The organism is Streptococcus sp. HMSC070B10, assembly GCF_001808665.1.
Lineage (GTDB): Bacteria > Bacillota > Bacilli > Lactobacillales > Streptococcaceae > Streptococcus.
Window position 1 is genome coordinate 50,288 of the sequence record NZ_KV794214.1, and the last position, 24,003, is coordinate 74,290.

24 protein-coding genes are annotated in these 24,003 nt (G+C 39.1%); all 24 read right to left on the reverse strand.

The window, feature by feature from the left end; all coding sequences use genetic code 11:
- Nucleotides 1-83: 83 nt before the first annotated feature.
- Nucleotides 84-1,106 (reverse strand): ketol-acid reductoisomerase, encoded by a 1,023-nt coding sequence (gene ilvC, locus HMPREF2613_RS07695; protein ID WP_000290683.1) that lies wholly within the window; start codon nucleotides 1,104-1,106, stop codon nucleotides 84-86.
- Nucleotides 1,107-1,276: 170 nt separating this feature from the next.
- Nucleotides 1,277-1,753, reverse strand: a complete 477-nt coding sequence (gene ilvN / locus HMPREF2613_RS07700; RefSeq protein WP_001253803.1) for an acetolactate synthase small subunit — start codon at nucleotides 1,751-1,753, stop codon at nucleotides 1,277-1,279.
- The gene (locus HMPREF2613_RS07705) at nucleotides 1,746-3,446 is read right to left on the reverse strand and encodes an acetolactate synthase large subunit (RefSeq protein ID WP_070479925.1); all 1,701 of its coding nucleotides are present in this window, start codon (nucleotides 3,444-3,446) and stop codon (nucleotides 1,746-1,748) included. Before HMPREF2613_RS07705 ends, ilvN begins: the two co-directional genes overlap by 8 nt.
- Nucleotides 3,447-3,775: 329 nt before the next feature.
- Nucleotides 3,776-5,857: an elongation factor G gene (gene fusA, locus HMPREF2613_RS07710; protein WP_000090348.1), complete on the reverse strand. Its 2,082-nt coding sequence runs from the start codon at nucleotides 5,855-5,857 to the stop codon at nucleotides 3,776-3,778.
- A 394-nt stretch (nucleotides 5,858-6,251) separates the two neighbouring features.
- The gene (gene rpsG, locus HMPREF2613_RS07715) at nucleotides 6,252-6,722 is read right to left on the reverse strand and encodes a 30S ribosomal protein S7 (protein ID WP_000087873.1); all 471 of its coding nucleotides are present in this window, start codon (nucleotides 6,720-6,722) and stop codon (nucleotides 6,252-6,254) included.
- A gap of 19 nt (nucleotides 6,723-6,741) precedes the next feature.
- Complete coding sequence (rpsL, locus tag HMPREF2613_RS07720; protein ID WP_001142332.1) at nucleotides 6,742-7,155, reverse strand: 30S ribosomal protein S12; 414 nt, start codon at nucleotides 7,153-7,155, stop codon at nucleotides 6,742-6,744.
- A gap of 520 nt (nucleotides 7,156-7,675) precedes the next feature.
- The gene (locus HMPREF2613_RS07725; RefSeq protein WP_070479927.1) at nucleotides 7,676-9,013 is read right to left on the reverse strand and encodes an ISLre2 family transposase; all 1,338 of its coding nucleotides are present in this window, start codon (nucleotides 9,011-9,013) and stop codon (nucleotides 7,676-7,678) included.
- A 109-nt stretch (nucleotides 9,014-9,122) separates the two neighbouring features.
- Nucleotides 9,123-9,449 (reverse strand): hypothetical protein, encoded by a 327-nt coding sequence (locus HMPREF2613_RS07730; protein ID WP_070479929.1) that lies wholly within the window; start codon nucleotides 9,447-9,449, stop codon nucleotides 9,123-9,125.
- 49 nt (nucleotides 9,450-9,498) lie between these two features.
- A complete protein-coding gene (locus tag HMPREF2613_RS07735; RefSeq protein ID WP_070479931.1) occupies nucleotides 9,499-10,185 on the reverse strand; it encodes a hypothetical protein in 687 nt (228 codons plus the stop codon).
- Between the two features lie 25 nt (nucleotides 10,186-10,210).
- Nucleotides 10,211-10,483 carry a hypothetical protein gene (locus tag HMPREF2613_RS07740; RefSeq protein WP_070479934.1) on the reverse strand — a complete coding sequence of 91 codons (273 nt, stop codon included), beginning with the start codon at nucleotides 10,481-10,483 and terminating at the stop codon, nucleotides 10,211-10,213.
- On the reverse strand, nucleotides 10,480-11,298 hold the full coding sequence (locus HMPREF2613_RS07745) for a ParA family protein (RefSeq protein ID WP_044021366.1): 819 nt from the start codon (nucleotides 11,296-11,298) through the stop codon (nucleotides 10,480-10,482). The genes HMPREF2613_RS07740 and HMPREF2613_RS07745 overlap by 4 nt, the downstream gene beginning before the upstream one ends.
- Before the next feature lie 123 nt (nucleotides 11,299-11,421).
- On the reverse strand, nucleotides 11,422-12,012 hold the full coding sequence (locus tag HMPREF2613_RS07750; RefSeq protein WP_070479936.1) for a hypothetical protein: 591 nt from the start codon (nucleotides 12,010-12,012) through the stop codon (nucleotides 11,422-11,424).
- A 14-nt stretch (nucleotides 12,013-12,026) separates the two neighbouring features.
- Entirely contained in the window at nucleotides 12,027-13,367 is a 1,341-nt protein-coding gene (locus HMPREF2613_RS07755; RefSeq protein WP_050077999.1) for a CHAP domain-containing protein, read from the reverse strand.
- 15 nt (nucleotides 13,368-13,382) lie between these two features.
- Nucleotides 13,383-13,634 (reverse strand): hypothetical protein, encoded by a 252-nt coding sequence (locus HMPREF2613_RS07760; RefSeq protein WP_001107251.1) that lies wholly within the window; start codon nucleotides 13,632-13,634, stop codon nucleotides 13,383-13,385.
- Nucleotides 13,635-13,653: 19 nt separating this feature from the next.
- A complete protein-coding gene (locus HMPREF2613_RS07765) occupies nucleotides 13,654-15,600 on the reverse strand; it encodes a virulence factor (protein ID WP_070479938.1) in 1,947 nt (648 codons plus the stop codon).
- A 10-nt stretch (nucleotides 15,601-15,610) separates the two neighbouring features.
- The gene (locus HMPREF2613_RS07770; protein WP_000985686.1) at nucleotides 15,611-16,258 is read right to left on the reverse strand and encodes a hypothetical protein; all 648 of its coding nucleotides are present in this window, start codon (nucleotides 16,256-16,258) and stop codon (nucleotides 15,611-15,613) included.
- Nucleotides 16,258-16,566, reverse strand: coding sequence for a DUF5592 family protein (locus HMPREF2613_RS07775; RefSeq protein WP_049494027.1), 309 nt, complete (start codon nucleotides 16,564-16,566; stop codon nucleotides 16,258-16,260). The genes HMPREF2613_RS07770 and HMPREF2613_RS07775 overlap by 1 nt, the downstream gene beginning before the upstream one ends.
- A gap of 147 nt (nucleotides 16,567-16,713) precedes the next feature.
- Nucleotides 16,714-16,995, reverse strand: coding sequence for a BRCT domain-containing protein (locus tag HMPREF2613_RS07780; RefSeq protein WP_070479940.1), 282 nt, complete (start codon nucleotides 16,993-16,995; stop codon nucleotides 16,714-16,716).
- Nucleotides 16,996-17,003: 8 nt separating this feature from the next.
- Nucleotides 17,004-19,043 (reverse strand): pLS20_p028 family conjugation system transmembrane protein, encoded by a 2,040-nt coding sequence (locus HMPREF2613_RS07785; RefSeq protein WP_070479941.1) that lies wholly within the window; start codon nucleotides 19,041-19,043, stop codon nucleotides 17,004-17,006.
- 122 nt (nucleotides 19,044-19,165) lie between these two features.
- Nucleotides 19,166-19,666, reverse strand: coding sequence for a lipoprotein (locus tag HMPREF2613_RS07790; protein ID WP_083279251.1), 501 nt, complete (start codon nucleotides 19,664-19,666; stop codon nucleotides 19,166-19,168).
- Nucleotides 19,667-19,749: 83 nt separating this feature from the next.
- Nucleotides 19,750-22,878 carry a VirD4-like conjugal transfer protein, CD1115 family gene (locus HMPREF2613_RS07795; protein WP_070479942.1) on the reverse strand — a complete coding sequence of 1,043 codons (3,129 nt, stop codon included), beginning with the start codon at nucleotides 22,876-22,878 and terminating at the stop codon, nucleotides 19,750-19,752.
- A 4-nt stretch (nucleotides 22,879-22,882) separates the two neighbouring features.
- Nucleotides 22,883-23,128, reverse strand: coding sequence for a hypothetical protein (locus tag HMPREF2613_RS07800; protein ID WP_000113750.1), 246 nt, complete (start codon nucleotides 23,126-23,128; stop codon nucleotides 22,883-22,885).
- Between the two features lie 160 nt (nucleotides 23,129-23,288).
- Nucleotides 23,289-23,726: a single-stranded DNA-binding protein gene (locus tag HMPREF2613_RS07805; RefSeq protein WP_070479943.1), complete on the reverse strand. Its 438-nt coding sequence runs from the start codon at nucleotides 23,724-23,726 to the stop codon at nucleotides 23,289-23,291.
- An 81-nt stretch (nucleotides 23,727-23,807) separates the two neighbouring features.
- On the reverse strand, nucleotides 23,808-24,003 hold a 196-nt coding region (locus tag HMPREF2613_RS11600; RefSeq protein ID WP_186822085.1), incomplete at its 5' end, for an LPXTG cell wall anchor domain-containing protein.

The following is a 24,003-nucleotide window of genomic DNA, read 5'->3' on the forward strand; positions in this document are numbered from 1 at the left end:
CAATCCATCCTCTTAAAAGAAAGCTGAATTGATTATAAAAGCGAGTTAGTCCCCCAACTCGCCTTCACCTTAATTTCTATCAATTAGTTATAGATTTTGAATGCATCATCGTCATTTTTACCAACGAAAGGCATTGCTTTACGCAATTCTGCACCAACTTTTTCAATTTCAAGGTTAGCTGCTTGTTCACGGTAAGCAGTCAATTTTGGACGTCCAGCTTTATAGTCATTTACAAAGTCGTTTGCAAATTTACCATTTTGGATGTCTGCCAAGACAGCTTTCATGTTTTCTTTAACCTGCTCAGTAATCACACGTGGACCTGATACATAGTCACCGTACTCAGCAGTGTTTGAAATAGATTGACGCATTTTCTTGAATCCACCTTCGTAGATCAAGTCAACAATCAATTTCATTTCGTGAAGAACTTCAAAGTAAGCCAATTCTGGAGCGTAACCTGCTTCTGTCAAGACTTCGAAACCTGCTTCGATAAGGGCAGTCAAACCACCACAAAGTACAGCTTGTTCACCAAACAAATCTTCTTCAGTTTCTTCTTTGTATGTTGTTTCAAGAAGACCTACACGAGCTGCTCCAACACCTTTACACCAGTCCATAGCAATGTTTTTCGCATTTCCTGTTGCATCTTGATATACTGCGTAAAGAGCTGGAACACCAAATCCTTCTTCATAAGTACGACGTACCAAGTGTCCTGGTCCTTTAGGAGCACACATGAAAACATCTACATCTGCAGGAACTTTGATAAATTCAAAGTGGATGTTGAAACCATGAGCAAATCCAACTGCGTTTCCAGCTTCCAAGTTTGGAGCGATTTCTGCTTCGTACAATTCTTGTTGGATTTCGTCTGGTGCCAAAATCATGATAACATCAGCCAATTTAGTAGCTTCTGCTACTGTGTAAGTGTCAAATCCGTCTTCTTTTGCTTTGTCAAAAGATTTACCTGGACGTACACCGATGATAACATCGCGACCTGAATCACGCAAGTTTTGAGCATGCGCATGTCCTTGTGAACCATAACCGATAACGGCAATTTTTTTACCGTCAAGTGCTGCTACTTTAACATCTTTTTCATATTCCATTTGAACTGCCATAGTTTTTCTCTCTTTTCTATTATTTATTGCCTTTTAGGCTGGTTTAACAAATTTAAGTTGGATTTTTATACTCAATGAAAATCAAAGAGCAAACTAGGAAGCTAGCCGCAGGTTGTACTTGAGTACGGTAAGGCGACGCTGACGTGGTTTGAAGAGATTTTCGAAGAGTATTAATCGCGGGTAAATCCAGTTGCACCCGTTCTAGCGATATTGCGAATACCGTATGGTCGAATGACTCGCAATAGAGCTTCACTCTTTTCAGCATTTCCTGTCATCTGAATGGTAATCGAGCTTGGCGCTACGTCTACCACCGTTGCACGGAAAGGTTGAATAATCGCTAGAATCTCAGCTCGCTTCTCAGCTGGCGCTGACATCTTAACCAAAATCACCTCGCGCTCCAAATGAGGCTTGTCTGTAATATCTCGAATGCGAATCACATCAATCTGACGATTAAGTTGCTTAATGATTTGCTCCACTTCATCATGTGAAGCTACATCAATAATAATGGTAATACGCGATACATTCGGATCTTCTGTTGCTCCAACAGAGATACTTTCGATATTAACCTGACGACGAGACAGAACACCAGTAAAGCGATTGAGGACTCCTGAACGATTTTGTAGTTTTGCCGTTAACATTCTACGCATGGAACTTCACCCCCAACATCTCATGATTACTCTTACCAGCTGGTACCATCGGTAACACCTGTTCCTTACGAGAAATATCTACCTCGATTAGCATAGGAACATCCTCAGTGATGACTTCAAGGTCTTGAGTCAAGGTCTCAGGATCATCAAACTTATAGTTTTTAATGCCATAAGCTTGCGCCATCAATTGGAAATCAGGAAGGGTATCAAAGACTGACTCAGATGTTCTACCTTCATAGAAGGATTCCTGCCACTGACGAACCATTCCAAGTGAGTGGTTGTTCAGCATAACCACCTTGATTGGTACCTTGTAAATGTTCAAAATAGCCAATTCCTGGTTAGTCATTTGGAAACCACCATCCCCAACAAACAAGACTACTTCCTTATCCGGGTTAGCAATTTTAGCACCGATTGCTGCTGGAATTCCGAATCCCATGGTTCCCAAACCTCCTGAGGTCACTAACTGACGTTCATTTTGGTATGGATAATACTGGGCTGTCCACATTTGGTGTTGACCAACGTCTGTTACCACAATGGCATCTCCATTCGTCAGTTCACCAATTCGTTCAATAACAGCTTGCGGTTGGACCACACGCTCTTTCTTGTCATAAGAACGAACACGGTTCTTGTCTTTAGTAACTTTCTCAATCCATTTTTCAGTATTGTTATGAACTGTCGGTTCAGCCAGCAACATTTGCAAGGCTTTCTTAGCATCTCCAACTACAGGAATATCTGCACTGATAATCTTACCAATCTCGGCTGGGTCAATATCAATGTGAGCAACCTTAGCATTCTTAGCAAAGGTCTTAGGATTCCCCGTCAAGCGGTCATCGAAACGACAACCAATACTAATCATAAAATCAGCTTCTGTCATGGCAATATTAGCTGCGAATGACCCATGCATGCCTCCCATTCCAAGGAAGAGTGGATGACTCGTTGCAATCGTTCCTTGTCCCAAAAGACTGGTTACTACTGGAATTTGATAGCGTTCTGCAAATTCATTTAGTTCTGCCGCAGCTTCAGCATAACTAATTCCACCACCAGCTAGCAAGACTGGCTTTTTAGCCTTGGATAATTGCTTCAAGATTTTCTTAATTTGCATATCATTTGGCTCAAGAGTTGGTTGATAGCTTGGTAGCTTCACTTCTGGTGAATAAATGAAGTCTGTTTCCAAAGCAGATACATCTTTTGGTAGGTCAATAACGACTGGGCCTGGTCGACCTGTAGTTGCAATATGAACAGCTTCCGTAATGATACGCGGAATATCAGCTGTCTCACGAACTTGGTAATTGTACTTAGTGATTGGCATGGTAATTCCCACGATGTCTGCCTCCTGAAAGGCATCCTTCCCAATTCCAGCTCGCGCCACCTGACCTGTAAAGACCAAAAGGGGAACGCTATCGCTCATAGCATCCGCAATTCCTGTAATGGCATTTGTTGCTCCTGGTCCGCTAGTGACGACAGCAACACCCAACTTTCCAGTTGATTTGGCATAACCTTCAGCTTCATGCAAACAACCTTGCTCATGGCGTCCTAGAATGTGGCGAATGCCTTTAAAATTATATATCGCATCATAAAAAGGCAAGACCGCACCACCAGGATAACCAAAGATGGTATCAATTCCTAAATCACGAAGTGTTTCCAAAACTAGGTCCGACCCCGTCTTAGGAGATTCTAAACTGATTTTCTCCATTGTTCCCCTTTCTCTTCACTTAAAAATAACTTGTTACTATCATACCATTTTTTCAAAATTTTTCAAGAGAAAAGAAGAAATTTTCTGAATTTTCTATTTTAACGTTTATTTATGAATATTATCCTTTTTTTATAATCTTTTAAAAGATATTTTATATTCTTTTCAACTTATTTCTATTTATAATTATATATTTCTTCCGCAAATTTCTTTAACTCATTTTTATATGAAATTTTTTTAAGTGCACTACACGTTTGCAGAGTTAATGAAATTTATCATAACTATACAAAAAAGGAAGCCATTAAGTGACTTCCTTCTAGAGCGAGGACTGATTAGTCTTCACCTTTGTTTTTCTTAATGATTTCTTCTTGTACTGACTTAGGTACATCTTCATAGTGGTCAAATACCATCATGAATGTACCACGTCCTTGAGATGCAGAACGAAGAACTGTTGCGTAACCGAACATTTCAGCAAGTGGAACGTAAGCACGAACGATTTGGCTGTTACCATGTGCTTCCATACCATCTACACGTCCACGACGAGCAGTTACGTGACCCATAACATCACCAAGGTTTTCTTCTGGAACAGTGATTGTTACAAGCATCATTGGCTCAAGGATAGCTGGTTGTGCTGATTTAGCAGCTTCTTTAAGAGCAAGTGAAGCCGCGATCTTGAAGGCAGTTTCAGATGAGTCGACATCGTGGTATGAACCATCGTAAAGCTTAGCTTTAACGTCAACCATTGGGTAACCTGCAAGAACACCGTTAGCCATAGACTCTACCAAACCTTTTTCAACCGCTGGGATAAATTCACGAGGAACCACACCACCGACGATTGCGTTTTCAAATTCGAATCCTTTACCTTCTTCGTTTGGAGTAAATTCAATCCATACATCACCGAATTGACCTTTACCACCAGACTGACGTTTGAAGAATCCACGTGCTTGAGTAGAAGCGCGGAATGTTTCACGGTAAGATACTTGAGGAGCACCTACGTTCGCTTCAACTTTGAACTCACGACGCATACGGTCAACAAGGACGTCAAGGTGAAGCTCACCCATACCAGAGATAACTGTTTCACCAGTTTCAACGTTTGTTTCAACGCGGAATGTTGGATCTTCTTCAGCCAATTTTTGAAGGGCAATACCCATCTTATCTTGGTCAGCTTTAGATTTTGGCTCAACCATCAATTGGATAACTGGTTCTGGAACGTTGATTGATTCAAGGATGATTTTAGCTTTTTCATCTGTCAATGAGTCACCAGTTGTAGTATCTTTCAAACCAACGGCAGCAGCGATATCACCTGAGTAAACAGTGTCAATTTCTTGACGGCTGTTAGCGTGCATTTGAAGGATACGTCCGATACGTTCACGTTTACCTTTAGAAGTGTTCAATACGTATGAACCTGATTGAAGAACACCTGAGTAAACACGGAAGAATGTCAAACGACCTACGAATGGGTCAGTCATGATCTTGAAGGCAAGAGCTGCAAATGGCTCTTCGTCAGATGCTGGACGAGTTTCTTCTTCGTCTGTATCTGGGTTAATACCTTTGATCGCTGGGATATCAAGTGGGCTTGGAAGGTAGTCGATAACCGCATCAAGCATCAATTGAACACCTTTGTTCTTGAAGGCAGAACCACACAATACTGGGAAGAATTCAACGTTGATAGTCGCTTTACGGATACCAGCTTTCAATTCTTCGTTAGTGATTTCTTCACCTTCGAGGTATTTCATCATCAATTCTTCGTCAGTTTCAGCAACTGCTTCAATCAATTTTTCACGGTATTCTTGAGCTTGGTCAAGGTATTCAGCTGGAATATCTTCTTCAAGGATATCTGTACCAAGGTCGTTAGTATAGATTTCAGCTTTCATCTTAATCAAGTCGATGATACCACGGAAGTCATCTTCAGAACCGATTGGCAATTGAATTGGGTGTGCATTTGCTTGAAGACGATCGTGAAGTGTGCTTACTGAGTAAAGGAAGTCAGCACCGATTTTGTCCATTTTGTTAGCAAATACGATACGTGGAACTCCATACTCAGTTGCTTGACGCCAAACTGTTTCAGTTTGAGGCTCAACACCTGATTGTGAGTCAAGAACGGTAACCGCACCATCCAATACACGAAGAGAACGTTGTACTTCGATTGTGAAGTCCACGTGTCCTGGTGTGTCGATAATGTTTACGCGGTGGTTGTTCCATTGAGCTGTTGTCGCAGCAGATGTGATAGTGATACCACGCTCTTGCTCTTGCTCCATCCAGTCCATTTGTGACGCACCTTCGTGAGTTTCACCGATTTTGTGGATTTTACCAGTGTAGTAAAGAATACGCTCAGTAGTTGTTGTTTTACCAGCATCGACGTGAGCCATGATACCGATATTACGAGTTTTTTCAAGTGAAAATTCGCGTGCCATGAGGTTTGTTTCTCCTATTTATTTTTGATTTCTATTCTATTATAACACGATTTTAATAAAAACGGATAGGCAGGACCTACCCGTTCTCAATGTTTTCATGCTATTGTTGGTTTCAACTTGTAGATTTACAAGTTGAATTGAACTCGGGCTAAAGTTAGTTAGCCGATTTGAGCTGGAACGGGATGCTGTGTGAAAAAGATAAACTTCCTTGTATTCATCGAATACTGCGTCAGTTTCCTATTTTCACCTTGCATCCTTACCGTTCCTAGCATCATGATATAGTTGAGCTCAAGCTAAAAGTCTGGAGAAAAAGATGAATCTCATTGGTTGCAATCGCAACCTGCTTTGATTCCCTATTTTTTCTGGGACTTTCTTAACGCTTTCGCATCCTATCTTACCAACGGAAGTGTGCGAATGCACGGTTAGCTTCAGCCATACGGTGAGTGTCTTCACGTTTCTTAACAGCTGCACCAGTGTTGTTAGCAGCATCCAAGATTTCTTTTGCAAGACGGTCTTGCATTGTGTGTTCACCACGAAGACGAGCGATTGTTACCAACCAACGAAGTCCAAGTGTTGTACGACGTTCTGGACGAACTTCAACTGGGACTTGGTAGTTAGAACCACCAACACGACGTGCACGTACTTCAAGTACAGGCATGATGTTTTCCATAGCTGTTTCAAATACTTCAAGTGCATCGTTACCAGTAGCTTCTTTGATTTGCTCAAAGGCACCGTAAACGATTGAAGCAGCTGTACCACGTTTACCGTCAAGCATAACGCGGTTGATAAGACGAGTAACTAGTTGTGAATTGTAAAGCGGATCTGGCAATACGTCACGTTTTGGAGCTCTATTTTTACGACTCATTTCTCTTTATCCCCTTTCCTTATGCTTTTGGACGTTTAGTACCGTATTTAGAACGGCCTTGTTTACGATCGTTAACACCTGCAGTATCAAGTGCACCACGGACGATATGGTAACGTACCCCTGGAAGGTCTTTTACACGTCCACCACGAAGAAGAACCACGCTGTGTTCTTGCAAGTTATGTCCGATACCTGGGATGTAGGCAGTAACTTCGATAAGGTTGCTCAAACGTACACGAGCGAATTTACGAAGGGCTGAGTTAGGTTTTTTAGGTGTCATTGTTCCAACACGAGTTGCAACACCACGTTTTTGTGGTGAAGAAACGTTTGTTTGAACTTTTTTATGACTGTTGTAACCAACGTTCAAAGCTGGTGATTTAGATTTTTCTACTTTTGATTTACGCGGTTTGCGAACCAATTGGTTAATTGTAGGCATCTACATTCTCCTGTGTTTTTTTATTTTTGGTGATGATACACTTGGTGACAGCTATCATCTGTGTGTACTTTTGCAACATTTGTCAGCACGTCCCTGTACACTCTTGAGAGACCAAAAGTAAAAAGTACCGTCTATTATTGTAACAAAATTTTCCATTGGTTGTCAAGATATTTTTCTTTTTTGTATGCGGTAGAATTTTTTAGAACGCCTAAATTCATACATTTTTTAGGAGAACATCACCGAGTTTTAAAAAAAGACTGAACAAATTTCTTGCTCAGTCTTGACATTGATACACTTATCAGGTATCATTAATTAAAGACTGAGTAAGAAGGTCGGTTTCTTACTCGGTAAGGCGAGAAGTGTTAGCGCACTTTTCGTCTTTTTTTATTCGATTAATTTAATTAAATTATAACACATTTTTACACACCGTGCAAGCATTTTATGTTTGATTGTAGCACAAAAAGACCTTTTTTACAAAGGTTATTGTTATATAATTTTTTATATACTTTATTATATACTTCTATTGTTTTCGGAAGTAGGATAATCTTTTACTATCAGGGTAACATTGATATCTAGATGTATTTTCTTTGTCAGTTTTACTCATTCTCTTTTTAATGGTATAAGCAGAAACTTCCTCTAAAGAAATAAATTTTTCATAATCCTCTCTCCAGGTGCCGAAGAATAGTTCTCTCAAGGATTCCTCATAATTCAAAACAATTATCCGACTCATCGTTTCAGCTCCAGCAAGAGTCCAATACATTCCTCTTTTTTTCATTCTATAAGTGACCTTACGATGCTGACTCTCCATTATCCCGATTCCTGCATGACTGAATCCTCTCTGTTCGGCTGGTTTGGTATATTGGAAATTTCTCAATATTTTACTCTTGAACTTCTCAAACAACTCTTGTTCTTCTTCTGTATCGATGTAACTTTCGGTCGTATCTAAGACAGTTCTCATTAACTGCTTATCATGTTGCTTAATCGCCTGGAAAGCTCTCTCTAACAGATCCTCAGAGTAAAATTTTAGATAATTCTTCAACTCCTTATTTACATGATACTCATCCCAGAAATGTTCGTGGCGTTTAATTCGCAGAACCTTCGCAATCTCTTTGAAAACATAGGGTGTATATCCATGACCTCCATCAGAGTTCGTAATCAATAAAGTCTGATTCGTAATTTCGTAATTATTGAACAGATAATCGATCACCTGCTCCCTCACTAAGCGATTGTCAAGGCCAATAAATTCTTTTTTGTCCTGGAGTTCAAATCGATTGCTGCCAACTTTTTGGCTTCCTGTATGGACTACAAAATGGGATAAATCATAATGTTTATTATCCTTCTGTATGTCACGTGCTTTAACCATCACACCATCACCCTCAATATAAATAACCTGCGCTTTTCTTTTGCTAACTTCTTTATTCTCTTCATAATATCGATAGCCTTCTCTTTCCTCCAATAACTTCTCACAAATTTTTACAGCTTTTACTACAATTGGCTTTGTGATAGAGATGTGATAAGTCAATTGGATCACCTGAGTTACTTTATCATAGGGCATTAAAGTAGATAATTTAGCCACCTGATACATAAATTCCCAAGAGAAGCGGACGTTCTTCTGAAGCCCTAACTTTTCATCTACTGGAATGACCCAATGATCTCCCTTTTTCCAACGTCTTCTTCTGAAAGTAAACTCACCAAATGTGAAGGCAACGGTTCGCTCCATTGAATGAATACAGGTATAGCCCTTTGCTTTCATGACTGGAATCATCTCCTCATCATACCTAGAAACAAAGTTATAAAATTCTTTTGCATTTTGAAACAGCAATTGATTTTTTAGTTCTCTCTCATCAAAGAAAGCCATTCAGAATCCTCCCTTATTAAAATTACGCTTATTTTAATAAATTTTGGCCTGAATGTTCAAATAATCCTTTGTTCTGACAAAAAAAGAGCCTATCTTTTCAGATAAACTCTTATTTGTCATACCAGGGTTTCTCTTTCTTGCTAAAATAGGATTTGCTCATTTCAATAGTAGCTATCCCCATAGGTATCAAAATAATACTCCATAAAACCGTCACAATTCCATCTGCAATAAAGGAAAAACCACCTGTAAAGTGAAGTCCCAAATACAGTAATAATACAACTGGGAAGAAAGCTGGAGCGAATTTTAAAACAGCCAACCCTAAAACGACTATAAACACCATACTAAGACCAAACGTCTTATAGAATATATAGATAGCTATAGCTCCGATAAAAATAAAGAATAGCTGAACAAGTCTTTTAATGTCAATGAAAATCATTGTAGATTCCTCCTACTTCATCAGTAATATTTTAAAATTTATTGTCTCCTTATATGTGGAGGCTAAATAGTTTTTGATAAGCAATCCTATCCCAATCATGTTCCAGGTAGAAAAAACTTACAAGTGAGTACAATTTTGAAATACTTTCCCGAGATAACCCTTTCTTTTTCCAAAAACGATTATTTCTCCAGTTTTTTATAAAGCTACTCTTCGATTTTAACTTTTCAATTTTCGCCAAGTGGGAATTTCTAACCGTCTTATAAAATGGATCATAAAAACCATATCTACTTTTGAATAGTCTGTTTCTCTCATTGGCTTCATTTAATCTAAACCAACTTTCATGAAGTGATTTTATAATATAGTCTTCGTCCGACAATAAAGAATGAACCTGTAATGCAATATCTTCAGAGATATTAAGAACATCCGCTAAATTTGAGATGAATCTGATTTGAGATGTCTTATACAAAAATCTAAGTTCATAATCAGAATGAACATAATGAATGAGGTTATACAGATTTACTTCAAGACTTACTTCAAGATTATTGAAATCCTTTGGCAAATCATTAACAAGAATACTATAAGTAATATTTCCAGTTGTCTGATAGTGTTTCTTTGCAAATTCTAGATCACGCTCTATACATTCTTGAGTGAACTCATTTTTTCTCTCTTGCAAAAGATGCTTCAATTCTTCAATATGTCTTTCCCAAATAGGAGACGACATTGCTGTAATAACCATACTACATTTCCTTTCTTATGGAACACTATTTTTTCTTTCGCTCCATCTTTTCCCATTCTCTTATAATCAGATTCTCAAGATAAGATGAAGCTGATTTTTCACCGTGATACTCTACTAAAGCATCTAACATATCGTATCGAACATTATGATGGAGAGAGAAAGGGAAACGTTGCTTTTTATTGTAGCTTTCAGGAGACTTTCTAACCTCCTGATTTTGTTTCCTAGACGAAGGAGTCTTTTCTCTCTTTGGTGTACTTTGGAATGTTTGTTTTACTTGTGCGAATCGATTCTCTGTCATGCTACCTCTCCTTCTAACACACTCAAAATATTTTCATATACGTAGTTTATATTATCATAAAACTTTTGATGTGTCTCTTTTTGGTTAGCTGTCATCTCTTCATGCTGCTCAAAGACACTCTGACTGATCACAAGACTTTTAGCCATGAGCTCTTTCTCCTGGATAGATCCCAGGTAAGCCTGATCTTCTTCAACAACTTCTAAAAATTGTTTACAGGTGTCTGTTACATTGTTTCCAACGTACTTAATCTTATTTCCAATAAGATAAGGTTCTGCTTTAACATAGCTTTTCTTAGTAATAACTTCGATAGCTTCGCTCTTAATGAAGTCTACAAAATTTTTCAAAGATAACCAGGCACGAAAACCATTAAGAGAGGCATCAGAAACAGCCAATACAATATCTGACACAGCTATAAAATTAGCCGTAACTAGGCTCTCGTCATTGTGCGTATCAATCAGAATGACATCAAATTGTGCTTCTAACTCTTCGTAATGTTCGCTAAACCACATAAACAACTGGAGATATTTGTTGTTTCGACTAGCAAGATCTAACTGCTCATCTGTCAAACGCTCATCACCACAAATCAAACTGAGATTTTCTGATATTGGAACTATCTCATACTCTCCAGTCGTAAATATATCATAGACGGTTTTCTCACATTTTACATCAAATGTTCTTGTCAAATTGCATTCCCAAGCTCCATCAATGAGTAGTGTTCTAAGCCCCTTAACACGTGCCAACCAATCCCCTTCATTAAAGGTATCTGTAGTCTTACCACCGCCACCTTTTCCTAAGTTTGTAGTTTGAATCTTCATGGTTCCCTCCTTAGATAATTGTATATTTTGTTATATAACTTTTTATATACTTAATTATACCTAAAACTACTTTTCTTGTCAATATAAAAGCACAAAAAGTTATATAACTTTTTGTGCAACTTGTTATCCGTATGTACCACCTATATTTCCACCAACATAGGCTTTTAGCTGGATTTGTTGAACCGTAGTATTGAAATTTCCAACGAAATAGCTGTTCTCTTCTCCATTTTTAGTTAGAACAATCAAAAATTGAATCACATCATCTGATTCAGTTGGCATCACTTCCAATTGTTCAGGTTGGAAATCATACTGATTCGTCAGTAGAGCCATCGCAAAAGTTTGAACCATCGCATTCTGTGTCATAGATAAATGATTTTCGATTGTTCCCTTGACATTTGGCAGGAACTTCGTCTTTTTTATATCTGCTACTGCTTCTTCAAAGGCTTTTAACACTTCTTTTTTGTCTTCTGATGTTGCCTCTGCATAGGGACGTTCTAGTTTTAGCTTAGCTGTACGATAATGCTTCTCGTCTGCTGTTTCCTCTTTGGAAGACGATTCGTTTTGAGCGGTTCCTGAAGAACTCACCTGGGCTGTTTCCTCTATTTTGGTTTGTTGAGATGGCCTGAAACTCGATACAATCCCTATCCCTGCCAAAATCAATAGAACACCTGCTACAATCGATACAACCATATTCTCTTTTATCCAATCAATCATCTTATATCCTCCTTTTAATTTGAACTTAATTTAGCTTCTCTATCATCTGGATAAGCAAAAGAGATTACCTGTTCTTGCTGTTGAGATTTAGTCCAAATACGATAATTCCATGTATATGGAGTTTTGAACTGATCCCAACCACTCAGAGGTGTATTTTGCTCTACAAACAAGATGGAGCCATTCTCAAAAACATGACATACAATACCAGTATGGCCATATCCTCCGCCCCCTACCTGTGTAGAAAAAATAGCACCTTTTTTAGGTGTAGTCTTAACTGAGTTTCCAAATATTGCAGCCCACGCTGCCGCCTGATCTTTCCCATCGCCCTGTACGGATCCAGAATGGCCCCATAAGTGATTTCCAATACTAATTGTAAGATTCACACATTGTCCAGCATACTCGTCACTTCCAGGATTATACCATCCTGTAGACTTAGCATAATCCATGCCTAAGCTCTTAGGATCAATAATGAATGGTTTCAAACTATCTGGTAAGTCTTCTGGTTTATACCCCCACGCAGTCGCATCTGAAGGGACAGTTCCCGTTCCATCGGTACTGCTACCTGATTCTCCACATCCACTGTTTTCAGCTGAAGAAGACACCGCACTATCTGAAGAACCGACATCTTGTGTACTGGATCCTTCATAAGGTTTCTCACCATGAGCAGCAATAGCTTCCTTATCAAGCCACTGATACTTCGTACCTAGTTTTTGGTACATATCAGTTAGCTTGCTCTTATAAGTGCCATCTGTGGCCCATCCGCCATCTGCTATAGCAGATAGGCTAGCAATACCATTTGTATTGTTTATAGCCCCTTTATAGAGTGTCTGGTGAGCCATAAACTCAGCTTTCCCTACGATCCCTGCATCGTAGCTAGAGAACCAAGTATAAGCTCCTCCTGTACCGTCTCCGACATTCGCTCCAGGCTTTGTCCCACTTAAATCAACACTATCTTCACCATACGTCGCAAGAGTAACTGGAAAATTACTTTTACTAGAGGTTTTAACACCTCCCATATTATGAGCTTTCCAGAAAGAAGTACCATTAGGATTCGTAAAATTGAAGCCATTCTCTATCATTGTTTGAGTGATAGAGGCTGAAGGTAGGAAACCTCCTGCCTTCCAAGACAAGATGTAGGCTTCCTTATGCTTTTTTACAAAGTCATCAATGGAACCATCAGCTGAAGAAACTGTGGAGTCACCAGTTGAAGATGTTGTTTCTACAGCACCACAATCATTTCTTCCATTATTGGTTACAGCTCCCATTATCCCAACTAACATGGTTATCCCAACATTGATAATTAATAGGAGAGCCACAAAAGGAATGAGAATCTTCAGTTTGAATATTTTTTTCATGGACACCTCGCTTATTTACCACAATCCTAATATTGTTCGCAAAATTCCATAAAAAACTAAAAATACAATAAATCCTATTCCAATCTTCTTGAGACCGTTCAAAAACTCCTTATCTCGTTCCTTTTGTGCTTCCAGGCGTTTTGGATCTGATTCTCCTTCTGAAGCGAAATAATCTCTTTCTTGTTGCATGCGATATTTACGAATCAACACATATTGATCAAATCTCTGCTTAGTCCTTGCAATCATTCCTAGTTTATTTTTGGCCATTCTGGTTTACCTTCCTTTCTTACTCAATACCGCCATAGCGCTCAACTTCAGGGGCTAACAGCTGTTGGTTAAAGACCAGATTTCCTACCCCTGCAATATTCATGAATAACTGTCCTTTCTTCAGACGAGGCAAAGTCTCTAGTTCAGACTGGTTCATTGATCCAGATAAGGCGTTAGCTAGTAGAGGAACACTGGTTTCGTCCGTCTGAGCAAAAACTCTATATTGCATCAGACCAAAAATCCTCTGGACTGCCGTTACGTACGGATCCTTATGAGTGCCAATCCCCGTCTCAAACAGAATCCCTCGCAGTGAATTAACAGACAATACAACACCAGCAAAGTTTTCGCCCATTGTATCAATCATATCAGCCAGAAGGTTGACACTACTTTCATGCTTAGGGTCAATGAGTGTCTGTGCCCCACTAATATTGACAATATAGTGCTGCATATCCATCTCCGTTAAGTCAGGACGTCTCTTCAGTAATTGCTTACAGCGTTTTCCGTTATTGACAATATCAGCTGAGACAAGTGAAAGAACAGAGAATATCTGAACATTTAACAAATGAGGGGCGTTCTTCAACCCTGAGAAGTCAAATGTTACAACTTGCTCTGAAGAAATATCTTGAAATTCGGTTGTTCCCTCGAAAATTTCTGCGTTTGTTGTCAATAGTTCGTTAAACGTATTGTAAATACGCTTAACAGCCTTGTGTTCGGTTTTATCCGCACTAGTTTGTTCCAGTCGACGTTTGTAGGCATCAACAAACAAAATAAAATCAGACAGAATAGGATACTCTTCCTTCACAATATCCGTCGCTTTCAGTTTTTCTGGATTCAATGAAGGATTTCGAGCCCACATATTTCCCTCAATATAAAACTCATTCAGGAGAGTTCCAAATGTGATTAAATCGTCTCCTGTCACTTCATTATTCAGGAGTTTATAGATACTCTTCAGTTTCTCGATATGAAGGTTGTAGGATTTCTTCTTATCGATTTCAGTTCCTGCTTCATTGGTCACTGTTGGAAATACCTGGAAGATATTGATACGGTTAGCCTCACCTGATAAATCAAGAATCAATCCATGTTGTTTTCGTGTCTGATCAAGAAACTGGCCAGTAGCATCAAAGTTACGAATATAATGCCCCTTCGCATAGAGACCGTCTGTGTGTTTCATAAGAAAAGATCGTTGTCCCATCTTTGGATTTCCAGATAGGATCATAAAGGATCGTGTTCTTTTCTCGTCACGTTCTAGAAAATTGAAATTTACCGCTCCGTTAGTTGGAGTCCATCCAAGATAGAAGCCTTTCTCATCTTCTAGCTTCGTATGATTAAAGAAATATCCACCAGCTATTGAGTGAGCTGGAGTCGGTATCCCTCTTCGATGATTGGGCAAATCAATCTGATATTCGGCTGGAATAAATGGAGCATGGTATTCAAAATCTAATTCTCCAGACAGAATAGTGGATTTGAATTTCGACGTTTTGTCTTTGACTTCTTCAACCTTCTTGAATAACTCTTCTTTGATTGATGCAAACACAAAGACACGAATATACATCCCATACATAGCTATATTCCGCTTATCAATTTCACGGCTTAGTTTATTAAGATTATCAATCTCATCTAGTTCTTTCCGATTATTGGTTAGTTTGCTATTGTTTGTAATCCGTGTTGACTTCTCTTCAATAGAGTCCTCAATCTCTTTTTGAAGCTGTCTATTATCCTCCTTGTACAGTGACAGGAAGGAACGTGTTCCAGGAAGCAACAACAATTCAGAAAGCCAAAAACGATCCATTCCTTCAGTTGGATACTCATAATAGTGTAAGACCGTATGGCATCCATCTCCACTTATCCAGAAACGATCATCCTTTTTAAAATCAATATTTCCTTGCGGTTGAATCTGGCTAAGGAAAGCAAGGTCATATCCTTCATTCTTTAATTGTCTTTGTCTACGTTTTGATAAATCAGGCATGCTATCTCTCCTACACTTTCTCATTCATATTGTTGTATTGCTTTATAATCTGAATTTTCTTCCTGTAGCTGATATCTTGTGGAACAAAATCATTATTTCCATAGGTTTTAGCCTTACGAACCAATTCGTCCAATTCGGTTGTTGTAGGTGCAAATAGCCACAGTATGAACTCTGTATTATAGACTTCTTGTCGGATGCTTTCTTCAACTTTAATTTGGCTTTGAAGCCAAATTTCACGATCCTTGAGTTGTAAAAAACGTCTATCATTTATTGATAACTTAGACATTTCTTGTCGCACTAAATCCAAATGATGGCGCAAGTCAGAAATTTGCGTATCTGTATTTGTTGGTAAAGTTGTCGTCTCCACTTGGATATTCGATCCAAATCGAGTCAACCAGGTTTCAAAATTTTCAATGGTTCTCATAACCTCGTTATAAGACATCGATCCTAAATCTTTACCTGGTATCTCCATCAGCTGCAAGTAGCCATAATCAACTAACTGGATATAAGCCTGGCTGTTCGGAATGATTGATTTTACATCTAACAACTCAACGCAAGAATGTAAATCAAAATATTCCTGCGTTTGTTTCTTTGTTTCTTGAAGACGTCCCAGAGGGCGTTTCTCGTTTTTTGAGGGTTGAATTTGTTTAATCGCCATTATGGTTTTCTCCTTCTGATATAATTCAAGCTAATATAACGTTTTCTTCTTCGTCTGAAGAAAAGAAACATGCTGTGCCAATTCTTTTTGCCACCGTTAGCTGGTAACACCAGATACAAACTCAGAACTGGTGTTAAAAAAATGAATGCGAACATCTGTATCCACTGACTTTTGGGAAAGATTTTTAAGCCAACGCTCAAAGCGATTACTCCAGTAATTCCTACAAAAGCAATATCTAGGATAAGAAGGCCTATAATCTTGACTTTGGCATAGATATCTCTAGGTACACCGTATTTTTCACCGTACATGAATTTCTCCTTTATATTTGTTTTGACACTCACATTATAATGAATAATCGAAAATATCTTTTAAAGGGACAATAGCATTTTCACCATCATCCTTCAGGAAAGAATTGTACAAAAAGTTATATACTTTTTTGAACAATAAAAGAAGCCTCAATCTTGAGACTTCTTGACTAAATCAAAGAATGATTCTTCAGAAAGGAAAGTGATGGATTGACCGTCTGATATTCTTCTAAGCGCTGCATCATGCTTTTTAGACCGTTTATCTGGATCAAAAAGATCCAACTGCTTGTGTCCTAAAACCAATATATCTGTCCTAGAAGATATATAATTTTGAACGACAGCTCCTTTACTTTCTAAAAATCGTATGGCTTCTTCTCGAGTTAGAGGACGTAGGCTTCCTGTGATAACAATGTTCTTTCCTGTTAAATCCATAGTTCAGCCTATTCTTCTTCGTCGTCACTCTCAGCGCCAGTGATATGACGTCCGCCCTGCATACGCTGTCCTGCTTGTTGCATTTGTTGGTTCATGTAATTCATTTGATTCATGCTCTGTTGAAATTTTTGTTGAGAAGAATCAGGCTGTGCTGGTGGTTGTGATTCTGAAACTGGTGCATCTACAGGTGGATTTGGATCTTGAATTGGGGACTCCATTTCTTCAGCTGGAGGAGTTGAATCGACAATAGGTGCTTCTGTTGTTCCTGGGTCAATTGGAGGCTCAGGAATATCAATTGGTCCAGGTTGCTGATCAATTCCAGGAACAGCATCATTTTTCAGAGCGTTATAGGTCGCATTTTGAGCAGAGGCAGCCTTATCATCCAGCTTATCTAATGCGCTACCAACTGCCCCTTTCGTATTTTGCATGGCTTCAAATGCTTTCCATTCTGCCAAATCAACCATATTACTTACACCACCTTTGGCCGCATTCATAAAGCCTTGGTCTTTTACAGAGTTCAAAGCACCTTGAATACCACCTCCAGTTCTGGCAAGGCTATTTCCTAGGATCTGACTTCCTTTAGACAAGGCATCTGGAGCTTTTTTAGCCATATCCATACCAAATTGGCCAAGTGCCATACTGCCATTAAAGAGACCGCCTGCTCCAGCCGCAAAGGCATTCCCCATCATCATAGCACCCAGCAGTTGTTGAGCTGTTTCACTATGACCTGTTGAAACTCCAAGCCAGCGCTCAATCATGGCCACTCCTTGCATGGCTGCAAAGAATACTCCAACATATACAAAGGCAGCGGCAAGACACTGTTCCCACATGTTGAGTCCGTCAAAGAATCCGCCAGAAAGCTTCGATACAGCTGAGACAGAAAGGATTGGTAAATCTCTGAAAATCTCAAGGGTTACACGCATAATGATAACTTCAAAGAAGATTCCTGCCAAGGCACCGCCAATCGTTCTTAACAACTCTTTGTATTTCTTTGAGTTTGATAGAGAACTATAGCCGAGAATCGGAGAAATCATTGCTTCAATCAGAATATCAAAAACTGATTTGACGAGCTTGATGATCATGCTCACCAATAGAACAATCAGGATAATGTACTGAAGGAACATCCCTATCCAGTTGACTTTATAGCGCATATAAACTGATTCAAAAGCACTCAATTGATTAATGACTCGGTGTTCTGTAATGCTTTCAACTCCAGTATTATTGGAATTTAATTTATGTAGGAACAAGCCTTTAATTCCTGGTATTTTATCATGTTTTTCTATATCCTGTATCATTTGTGGATTCGTTGTACCATAGTTTGCCCCAAAATCAATCTTGGTCGCAAAATCAGTCGTATCCCGCTGTGCAGGGTCATCCGTGATATTATTGACAGGAGTAGAGCCTTCCTGAACAGGCTTGATGAAGCCATAATCATCCATTGGAAACAACTCCGTAGAAAAATCTTTGTAGATCAAGACTTTTAAGTCTACTACATTATTTTTCATGGGCTGAAGAGCTAAGGAAGAAATCGGTTGGCTACCGGATGGCGCTTCACTGGAGACTGTCTGAATAGACATGGCATCCTGTGCCACCGCTGTTGAGATAGTGGTCAAAGCTAGTGGCAATACGGAAGTCACAGCCGTTACCAAAAGGAAATTCGTAATGACCCCTTTGTATTTGACTGGTTTTGTAAAAACTCCTGCAACAGCCGATACGACCAAAATCAGAGTGAACAAGGACGTCCCCAATAGCTGAAACCAGTAAAAGAACTGACCTATAATCGTTTTCTGGTCTCCCAAATAACCGAAGAGACCAAAGAGCTTGAACATATTATTAAAAACATGTTCTAGGCTAGAATTGATTTGATAAAGAGCCTTGGCAATCCCTCCTGGTAAATAAGTGAGAAATGCCATAAATGCAGGAGTCGGTTCTAAATAATTGCCCCAGTAGGAATAGAATTCCGCCAGCTTTTTTGCATTCTCACCTGTGATTTCACCATTGAGATTCTTGACCTCATTCATCAAATCTGAAAAGGTTTGATAGTGCACTAAAGGTACCTTCTTTCTTTCTAAGATACCCCTATCATATTCGATAATGGCAAAATCGTTTTTAAAGGGACAATGAAATTCTGGCAACAAAAAAAGCCTCAAGTAATTGAGACTTTTGTAAATTAATCTGCGGTTCCGTTGAAATCATAGAAAGCATTGTCTTCTTTATAGCCACGACGGAGTTCAATAATTCTGATTTTTTTACCACCCTCAGTCAAGACGACTTGATAATAAGCTTCTGCCTCTTCGGGCTTATCTATGTTCCTATAATCAACAGCGATTGTAAAGTTATCCTTTCCTTTCAACTGGCTTTCTAAACTAACTAGGGTACCTCTGAAATCAGCTGGGATTGCCTTCACTTGTTCCTCTGAAAGAACACTATAATTGATACTTTCACCGTCGTTATTTGAGATAGTTCGTTTTTCTTTATCAAATTTCAAGGTAGTTCCTACTCCACCCTTAAAATCACTACTCTCATAACCATGTTCTGGTGAGAAGCCTGTATAGCTATCTTTTAGCACATTTTTAGCAATAGAATCAGGTGATTTTTGACCACATGCTCCTAGTAAAATCAAGGCTAACCCTACTAAAACAATTCTTAAAAAGTGCTTTGTTTTCATCATTTTTTCTCCTGATCATTATTTACTTCATTATAACAAACATCATTTTTTCTTGCAAGTGTTTATATAACTTATTGTACATCTTTTTAGATAACTTCATCTGCAAAGAAGTCGTCTCCATCATCATAATAATCATGGTCACCTTGAATGACACTAGCTACAGCTGCCTGAAATAGTTCATCTGTGGAAGCAAATGATTGGGATTGTACCTTTTGTCCTTTACTGTGTCGGCCTGATAGTTTAGGAGTTTCTCCATTATTGCTGAGGAGAGGCATAGTCAAACGTTGCCTCCAGTCTATAATGTTATTAAAGGCTGTACCAGCATCAACTGCTATTTCCTGAAGTTCTAGCTCACGGTGGGCGCTTTCGACTGGAATATCCGCAAGAGTCATTGAGGTATCAAATTCCTCTTGTAAGAACATGTACTTGTAAGGGAAGCTGTTCTTATCATGTGCGAAGATTGGATCCGTTGTAACCTTACGTCCAACATTATCCCGTCCCTTGACTCCACGTAAGATAACCGCTTCTCCTTCCTGGAGCTTGGCCAATTGCGTTGGTGTCAACAACTCTTGTTTTGGATTCTCGACAGCTACATTTGGATTGGCTTCGTCCAGGATATTGCTGGAGCGCCGTCTTCTGGTGATGGTACGTGTACCTAACTCCCCACTAAATCTCTTATTCGTATCTGGAGACGTCGTTTTGACGTAAACTTTCAATGAACAGTTATCCAGAATCGTTTGTGCAACATTTTCACCATAGACATTAACCAATTGTTCCAAGTTTTGAACCCAAAGATAATAGAGAATGTTTTGCCCCAATCCGATAGAAATTTTCGTATCCATGTGAGGAATAGCTGGAATGTTTGTAAACTCATCCAAGATATGGAGAATCCGATTGATACATTTCCGCCCATTTGTTAAGGCAAGATCATAGTTGGCATTGTACAACTGATCCAAGAACAAAGAGACAATCCCATTGTACTCTGTTCGGTTTGGTGGTGTTACCAGATAGACGACTCTTGGTTTATCGGAGTAAATCAACTCAATATCTGACTCTTGGAGAAGATTTTGAGTGTCTTCTTTGCTCTTCAGAACCCTTACATCGATATGATCTAAAATTGGCTTCTTGGTATACTCATCTAGTTCTAACCTATCTCCATCTTTTCGATAGACTTTTTCAGCTGAGAATTGGAAGACCCGATCCCGAACTGGAGACTTTCCATTTTTCTTATGATTAAAATCAATCGTAACCGTAAACTGATCTGGAAGTTTAGGTTCGATGGCATAAGTCAGATAGCCTTCTCCATCAATAAGAGCTGTCGCTTGCTTCACATAATCGACTTGCTTTTCAACTTTACCCCATTTCTTCAAACCTGTAATGGTTACCCTAGCAGTCTTATGCTTGAACTCATTTTTTAATTGACTGTTGGTGCTTGATCTCAACTTAACAGACAATCGACGTGGGAAGGCAAAAGACTCTAAATCAATCGAGTTTTTGGAAGTGAGTTTGGCCACGTTGTCTTGCAAGAACAGATTGATTCCTGTCATCATGCTAGAGTAGACATTCCCTTTAGTCTCATCACCACCAAAGTCTGAGGCACGAAATTCGATATCTGCCATTTGTCTGAATTTGGAGAATTGTTTTTGATTCACTTGTCTCAAATTATCAAAATAGACCGTGATTTTTGATTTCTTGGATACCTGTTGTTCTCTAGTTGGATTCTCAACGACTTCCCCCGTTCCATCCACAAAGACTTCTTCAGACCCCATTGTCGCCAAGAATTTCGCAACGTTAGGGATCGTAATGGTATCCCAGGCATCGTCTTCACCATTTTGATAGGTTTCATTAGCTCGATCCATCAAAGCCATTGTCAGAGCGTTAAATAGGGATATAGAAGACTTACGGAAGTATTCAGCATTTCCCTTCTCTCCACCTTTTTGTTTGGGAAAAATGGATTCTGCGACTGCATTGACATAGGTTTGCGTTTTCTCATAGTAACCTTTCTTGGCGGCTGCAATAGCTAAAGCCAAAGGATTGTAGGACATAGACCAATCCATATTTTGGAAAGAAAGCACATCAACTTCATAGCCACGTTGCCTCATCGTTTTGTAAGAGGCTTGGTAGTGTTCCCCTTTCGGGTCTGCTAGAACCAGAGATGGCTGCAACTCCGCACGACTGTTGATATCAATCGCTGTCGTAATCTGACCTTCACCCTTACCTGAACGAGTCATCCCAATCCCTAACAGGTTCGTCGGCTTATCTTCAATGTAATAATATCCCGAAGGAAAAGATTGCATGCCCAAAATGCGCTCCGCATTGGTCACGTATCGACTGATTGTCTTATTTTGCCATAACATTTGCGTTCGGAGTGTTTGTCCTGCCAAATCATGAGTCAGTTCATGAAATACTGGAGCCCCACCTTCACCTGGATAAGTTAGAGCTTTATTGGGAATCTTTTTGTATTGACGACGAATTTCATCAACCGTCACAAAACGGTCATCCCCTTCCTCATTATGGTTGTAGTCACGAAACTGCTCAAAGTTGATCCAAGCAGATTTCCAAGCAAGGACTAGACCCATCAGAAAGAGAGGAAAAGCTAAAATCGGGGCAATCCAAAAGACTTTTACATTCAATAAACTTTGAAACAAGAGGCTGTTTAAGTCAAAGTTTACGGCCTTACTAGCATCTTTAAACGACCAAATACTAAAGTAGAGAAAGCGGATTGTAGCCCTCAAAACAGTAACCAGGTAATTGGTTAAGATAAAAGCAATAAAGCTAAAACCTAATCCCATATAGACGAAGCTACGATAACTTTTAAAATAAAGAATGGGTTTCATTTCTTTATCAAACCGTTTTCGTTCCCGTTTTACAAAGGGAATCATATAAACAATTCGAAAGAGAATATTCCAAAGAATGAGGGAGACAAGCGCAAAGATTTTAGGTAAGAATGACTTCATTCCATTGAGCAGCCCTCTAACTGATTTGAACCATACTTGTTTCCAATCAATTCCTTTACGATTTTTCCAACCTCTTTTTATTGCTTGCCTTAGACTACTCTTTCCTGCTAATAACCTTTGATAGCTTCTTAAAAAATACGGCTGGAAGAGTTTGAATAGGTAATAACCTGCTACCCCTAGAAAAAGGAAGGTATTGAGCCAACTGGCTCGAATCAGTTGGATAAGGGTATAAAATACTACTTCAAATAACTCAAACAAACGACTACCCCCTTACACCTTCCAAGAACCATTCCATTTTTCGAGTATAGAAGCTCGAAAAGAGAAATATGTGAAACTGTAGCCTTGGAGAGGCTTTCTCATAACGGTTAAAGTAATTTTCTAACCATTTCTCCCCATCCAACTGAAGAACATTCAATCGACTAGATCGACTTTGTTCTAAGTAATTGGTCACCTGAAGAGATTCTGCAATCAATTCATCAGACAGATAATTGTATTTTTGTCTTGCCATTGTTGCACTCCTTTCTTATTATTTCTTAATTCCCCTCTATTCTAAGGGATAATATCAAATTCTTTGTTAAAGGGACAAAAGATATTGTTATATCATAAGTTATATAACTTTTTGTACAACAAAAAAAGCACACAAGTGTTCTTGTATGCTTTCAATCCCTTTAGAATGGGGATTCTACATCCATTGGTTCAGGATAAGATGGAGGAATAGAACTTGGTATCGGCTGAGAAAAGCCCTGTTGTTCCTGCTTACGTCGGTTAGATGCTTCCCTATTTTCAAGGAAAGAAATTCCTCCTTGTTGATTTGGGGAAATAAACTGATACGTCCGACGTTGACCTTGTTCATCATTATAAGGTCGTTGGATAATTTCTCCTTTTAAGAGGATTGGAGAGCCTTTAGATAGGCTCTGAGCCATCAATTCCGCTTGTTTTCCGTATACTTGCACATGGAAGAAACTAGAAATTGGTTTATTTGTATCATCAGTCATACTCGAATCACAAACAAACTCAAATTTGAAACTGGCATGACCATTTTGAGTTTGACCTACTGCATCATTTGGAATGAATGCAACACGTCCAGAAGCGATAAATACTTGCATTTTTTCTCCTTTCAATAAAGACCACAAGAGAGTTATACCCCAGCTTGTGGCCATCCTTTCGTTTCGTTTTAGTTCGTCAATTTAGTTTTCTTTCGACTTACGAAGACCTACAAGACTCAACAATCCCAAAATCATTCCTACAACTGGAAGCATGCTTTCTGATGTTCCAGTGTTTGGAAGTGATGGCTGCGGTTGTGGTTTGTGTGGTTCTTTAGGCTCTGGTTTTGGAGGTTCTGGCGTTGTGGTTGTCACTTTAGCCGTCATCTCTTGTAAATTG

Excerpts from the sequence above, each read along its gene's own strand:
- HMPREF2613_RS07765 (WP_070479938.1), bottom strand. The coding sequence starts at position 15,600 with ATGCCTGATTTATCAAAACGTAGACAAAGACAATTAAAGAATGAAGGA.
- HMPREF2613_RS07730 (WP_070479929.1), bottom strand. The coding sequence starts at position 9,449 with ATGATTTTCATTGACATTAAAAGACTTGTTCAGCTATTCTTTATTTTT.
- HMPREF2613_RS07740 (WP_070479934.1), bottom strand. The coding sequence starts at position 10,483 with ATGACAGAGAATCGATTCGCACAAGTAAAACAAACATTCCAAAGTACA.
- HMPREF2613_RS07790 (WP_083279251.1), bottom strand. The coding sequence starts at position 19,666 with ATGATGAAAACAAAGCACTTTTTAAGAATTGTTTTAGTAGGGTTAGCC.
- HMPREF2613_RS07770 (WP_000985686.1), bottom strand. The coding sequence starts at position 16,258 with ATGGCGATTAAACAAATTCAACCCTCAAAAAACGAGAAACGCCCTCTG.
- rpsG (WP_000087873.1), bottom strand. The coding sequence starts at position 6,722 with ATGAGTCGTAAAAATAGAGCTCCAAAACGTGACGTATTGCCAGATCCG.
- HMPREF2613_RS07775 (WP_049494027.1), bottom strand. The coding sequence starts at position 16,566 with ATGTACGGTGAAAAATACGGTGTACCTAGAGATATCTATGCCAAAGTC.
- HMPREF2613_RS07705 (WP_070479925.1), bottom strand. The coding sequence starts at position 3,446 with ATGGAGAAAATCAGTTTAGAATCTCCTAAGACGGGGTCGGACCTAGTT.
- HMPREF2613_RS07725 (WP_070479927.1), bottom strand. The coding sequence starts at position 9,013 with ATGGCTTTCTTTGATGAGAGAGAACTAAAAAATCAATTGCTGTTTCAA.
- HMPREF2613_RS07800 (WP_000113750.1), bottom strand. The coding sequence starts at position 23,128 with ATGGCAAGACAAAAATACAATTATCTGTCTGATGAATTGATTGCAGAA.
- fusA (WP_000090348.1), bottom strand. The coding sequence starts at position 5,857 with ATGGCACGCGAATTTTCACTTGAAAAAACTCGTAATATCGGTATCATG.
- HMPREF2613_RS07780 (WP_070479940.1), bottom strand. The coding sequence starts at position 16,995 with ATGGATTTAACAGGAAAGAACATTGTTATCACAGGAAGCCTACGTCCT.
- HMPREF2613_RS07805 (WP_070479943.1), bottom strand. The coding sequence starts at position 23,726 with ATGCAAGTATTTATCGCTTCTGGACGTGTTGCATTCATTCCAAATGAT.
- rpsL (WP_001142332.1), bottom strand. The coding sequence starts at position 7,155 with ATGCCTACAATTAACCAATTGGTTCGCAAACCGCGTAAATCAAAAGTA.
- ilvN (WP_001253803.1), bottom strand. The coding sequence starts at position 1,753 with ATGCGTAGAATGTTAACGGCAAAACTACAAAATCGTTCAGGAGTCCTC.
- HMPREF2613_RS07745 (WP_044021366.1), bottom strand. The coding sequence starts at position 11,298 with ATGAAGATTCAAACTACAAACTTAGGAAAAGGTGGCGGTGGTAAGACT.
- ilvC (WP_000290683.1), bottom strand. The coding sequence starts at position 1,106 with ATGGCAGTTCAAATGGAATATGAAAAAGATGTTAAAGTAGCAGCACTT.
- HMPREF2613_RS07735 (WP_070479931.1), bottom strand. The coding sequence starts at position 10,185 with ATGGTTATTACAGCAATGTCGTCTCCTATTTGGGAAAGACATATTGAA.
- HMPREF2613_RS07760 (WP_001107251.1), bottom strand. The coding sequence starts at position 13,634 with ATGGCCAAAAATAAACTAGGAATGATTGCAAGGACTAAGCAGAGATTT.
- HMPREF2613_RS07750 (WP_070479936.1), bottom strand. The coding sequence starts at position 12,012 with ATGATTGATTGGATAAAAGAGAATATGGTTGTATCGATTGTAGCAGGT.
- HMPREF2613_RS07755 (WP_050077999.1), bottom strand. The coding sequence starts at position 13,367 with ATGAAAAAAATATTCAAACTGAAGATTCTCATTCCTTTTGTGGCTCTC.